We start from the raw sequence: 2,548 nt of genomic DNA on the forward strand, positions 1-2,548 counted from the left end.
CGCGCCGGCGCCGACGGCGGCGGTCGCTCCGGCCAGGGCGACGGCGGCCGCGGCGGCCGCCCCGAGACGCGTGGTGGTGCTTCGTGGACTCATGACTGTCCTCCTGGGTCGACGAAATGAGTACGCGATGGAGTCTACGAGCCGCGAAAGGTCCGGAATGCCCGTTACAGGACATGCACAGCAACTGCGCAGCACATGACTATCCTCAGTGGCGAAACCCGCCGTCGACGCACTGAAACCCGAGGCCAGCGTGACCGAGAACCCCGGCTTGCCGAATCAGCCGCAGCCGCCCCACCTTCCGCCGCTGACCCCGCCCGGAGCCCAGCCCGGGCAGGCCTTCCCCGCCTACCCTCAGGCGCCGGCCGGCCCGGCGCCGGTCGGTGGGCCGTACTACCCGCCGCCCTTCCCGACGACGCCCCCGAAGCGCGGTGGGGGCGCGGCAAAGGCTCTGATCATCGGCGCCGTCGCGGTGTTGCTGCTCGCGGCGATCGGCACCGCCGCGGTCCTGGTGGCGACCCGCAAGGGTGATGACCGGCCGATCCGCATCGCACCGACCGAGGCCCTGCCGACCGAGGCGCAAGTCGAGAGCGCCACCCTCCAGCACCTCAAGCCCGCCCTGTCGACGCCGTGGTCCAGCCCGGTGCGACCGGACCCGGTCGATCCCACGAGCTGCACGACCACCTCGTCGCCGTTCAGCGACGCCATCGTCGGACCGGCGGTCGCCATCGCCGTCAACCGCTTCACCGACACCGGCGACCCGATGAAGTTCTCCGTGGTGGCACAGCCCGGCGTCGCCGTGTTCGACACCGCCGACGCGGCCACCGCGGCGCTGACGAAGCTGCGCGCCGGTCTTGCCCAGTGCACCCGGTACACCAAGGGCGACAGCGAAATGACCGTCGCCCGCGGCCCGGAGGCCGACGGCAAGGAGAGCTGGACGCTGACGAACACCCGCTCGTGGACCTGTGGTCGCGACTTCCGCGTCTACCGGAACGTCATCGCGTACACCGACTTCTGCCGGTACGGGAACACCTCGAGCGTGACCGGCGTCGTCGATCGGATGATCGACAACGTCAAGGCCGGCAAGCAGGGCTCGTAGCCGGGCGGATCAGAACGCGTGCGCGCCGAACCGGCCCCACGCGACGAACACGAGGGCCGCCAGCAGCACCAGGTTGATGACGATCATCGGCGCCTCCTTGCGGCGCAGGTGCACGATGATCGCGCCCACCATCGTCAGGGCGAGTCCGGTCGCGGCCCACGGCACCAGGTCGGGGCGGATCTTGGTCCAGGCGGGCACCACCAGGCCGATGGCACCGAGCAGTTCCAGCAGGCCGAGCAGGCGGATGCCGGTCGGGTCGGCGTCCTGCGCCCACCCCATGCCCGAGGCGACGAGCTTGTCCCGCGACTGTCCGAGTTTGGCCAGTCCGGCGAACAGGAAGACGGCGGCCAGGACGATCGCGGCGATCCACAGGGCGGTGTTCATGGTGACTCCTTCATCGGTAACGGGACTGCAGTCCACTTGTCTTTATAGTCCGGTTCATCCCGGTTTTCTTGGGAACTTCCCAGACGGCGGCCCTGGTCGCGCGGCCCCGACGCCGGTTACCGTCGAGTCATGGCATGTGTTCGACGACTCTCCGGCGCGGCGACCCTGGCGCTCGCCGGGGCGACGCTGTCGGCCGCGATCGCATCGGCGGCCCCCGGCCCCGCGGTCGGCCAGCCGTGCAGCGGCGCCGAGATCGGCCGAAAGGTGACCGACGCACAGGGTCGCACCATCATGTGCACCAACTACCGGTGGCAGGTCTACACCGGCCAGACGCCCAGCCACCCGTGGGCCGACCAGCAGCGGAACGACTCCGAACCGCCCCGCTAGCTGCGCCCGAACTCCGTCGGCCATTCATCGACCGACCGGCCGTCCTCGTCGACGACGGTGACCACCGGCCAGCGGTCGAAGGCCCCGCAGGGGTGGGAGATCCCCAGGTCCACCAGATCGCCGACCCCGACGTCCGAGTCCGTCACCCGAAGCACGGTGTGGTGGTCGTACAGCTCTCCGACCACACCGACGCAGGTGCGCCGACTGCGCCCCTTGGCGTCCCACGCGCCGATCACCGTCGGTGTGTCCGCGTCGTGCGGCACGTCCCGCTTGCCCGCGCCCACGACGACGAGTCCCGGTTCCGGTGCCGACAGGACCTCGCCGCGCACCGCGATCGCGGGGGCCAGACCCGGGATCGGCGACACCCGCGCGTACATCCCGTGGTCGTGGATCGCCGAGCATCCCGACCGCAGCGCGACGACCGCCCCGGGTACCGCGCGCACCGGCTCGATCGCCGCCAGCACCCGGTCGGGAAAGGAAGAGCCGCCGGCGGTGAACACCGGTGTCCCGGTGTCGAAGAAGGCGACCAGGTCGATGAAGACCTCCACCGCGGCGGCGCAGTGCTCGTCGACGAGCCGCAGCACGTCGTCGTCGCGGCGGGCCGGCACGACGCCCTCGTAGGCGCTGACCCCGACCAGGCGCAGGGTGCGGGCCGCCCGGACGCGCTGCGCCAGGTCGACC

Annotated in this window: 3 protein-coding genes and 1 pseudogene; 2 read left to right on the forward strand and 2 right to left on the reverse strand. The window is 71.4% G+C overall.

The genetic code is table 11. The annotated features are described in order from the left end of the window. Positions 1-208: 208 nt before the first annotated feature. Positions 209-1,096, forward strand: coding sequence for a sensor domain-containing protein (locus tag QM634_RS12090; RefSeq protein ID WP_415043028.1), 888 nt, complete (start codon positions 209-211; stop codon positions 1,094-1,096). Between the two features lie 9 nt (positions 1,097-1,105). Here QM634_RS12090 and QM634_RS12095 read toward each other — a convergent pair whose 3' ends face one another. Further along, positions 1,106-1,480 carry a DoxX family protein gene (locus QM634_RS12095; protein ID WP_415043029.1) on the reverse strand — a complete coding sequence of 125 codons (375 nt, stop codon included), beginning with the start codon at positions 1,478-1,480 and terminating at the stop codon, positions 1,106-1,108. Between the two features lie 129 nt (positions 1,481-1,609). Here QM634_RS12095 and QM634_RS12100 point away from each other — a divergent pair, with 129 nt between their 5' ends. After that, positions 1,610-1,867 (forward strand): hypothetical protein, encoded by a 258-nt coding sequence (locus QM634_RS12100; protein ID WP_415043030.1) that lies wholly within the window; start codon positions 1,610-1,612, stop codon positions 1,865-1,867. Here QM634_RS12100 and QM634_RS12105 read toward each other — a convergent pair. Beyond that, a pseudogene (locus tag QM634_RS12105) lies at positions 1,864-2,548 on the reverse strand (amino acid deaminase); the annotation flags it as partial. The gene QM634_RS12100 and the pseudogene QM634_RS12105 sit on opposite strands and share 4 nt — an antisense overlap.

The sequence above is a fragment of the Gordonia sp. (in: high G+C Gram-positive bacteria) genome (assembly GCF_047606305.1).
GTDB lineage: Bacteria > Actinomycetota > Actinomycetes > Mycobacteriales > Mycobacteriaceae > Gordonia.

What these genes read in the sequence shown, in the direction of transcription:
- QM634_RS12095 (WP_415043029.1), bottom strand. Translation starts at nt 1,480, where the DNA reads ATGAACACCGCCCTGTGGATCGCCGCGATCGTCCTGGCCGCCGTCTTC.
- QM634_RS12100 (WP_415043030.1), top strand. Translation starts at nt 1,610, where the DNA reads ATGGCATGTGTTCGACGACTCTCCGGCGCGGCGACCCTGGCGCTCGCC.